Here is a 702-nt window from a genome sequence, read left to right on the forward strand (position 1 = left end):
TTTTAGGAACCAGCCGCCGAAGGTGGGGCCAATGATTGGGGTGAAGTCGTAACAAGGTAGCCGTATCGGAAGGTGCGGCTGGATCACCTCCTTTCTAAGGATAATAGGAAACAGTTCTTCGGAACTGTCAAAACATACTGTGTTGTTTGGTTCAGTTTTGAGAGATCAATTTCCCTCTATAACTCATAGGATGGGCCTGTAGCTCAGCTGGTTAGAGCGCACGCCTGATAAGCGTGAGGTCGGTGGTTCGAGTCCACTCAGGCCCACCATCCAACATTTAAACGGGGCCTTAGCTCAGCTGGGAGAGCGCCTGCTTTGCACGCAGGAGGTCAGCGGTTCGATCCCGCTAGGCTCCACCATTCATTATTTATTATGTACCTTGAAAACTAGATAAGAATAATATGACAAGACATCATATCAAAAGCAACAAGAACCAAACGTCTTTTTAACTAATGAAGGTTAACGTGACTGGTTAGTAGCGTACGAATAAATCAGGCTGTGTACAGTTTCCTGCACTTTGGAAACGGGGAACAGAATGATTAGTGAGCTAGCTACTAGGAACGGAAACTGGAATGTGTAAATATAGTTAAGTAAGAAAGGGCGCACGGTGGATGCCTTGGCACTAGGAGCCGAAGAAGGACGGGACAAACACCGATATGTCTCGGGGAGCCGTACGTAGGCATTGATCCGGGAATTTCCGAA

At 47.3% G+C, this 702-nt stretch carries 2 tRNA genes and 2 rRNA genes; all 4 read left to right on the plus strand.

Annotated elements, in window-relative coordinates:
- Positions 1–94 (plus strand): 16S ribosomal RNA (locus D2K40_RS16255); the annotation flags it as partial.
- Positions 95–192: 98 nt separating this feature from the next.
- Positions 193–269, plus strand: a tRNA-Ile gene (locus D2K40_RS16260).
- 14 nt (positions 270–283) lie between these two features.
- A tRNA-Ala gene (locus tag D2K40_RS16265) sits at positions 284–359 on the plus strand.
- A 225-nt stretch (positions 360–584) separates the two neighbouring features.
- Positions 585–702 (plus strand): 23S ribosomal RNA (locus tag D2K40_RS16270); the annotation flags it as partial.

Origin of the sequence: Paraliobacillus quinghaiensis (assembly GCF_003426025.1) — a bacterium.
Classification (GTDB): domain Bacteria; phylum Bacillota; class Bacilli; order Bacillales; family Amphibacillaceae; genus Paraliobacillus_A; species Paraliobacillus_A quinghaiensis.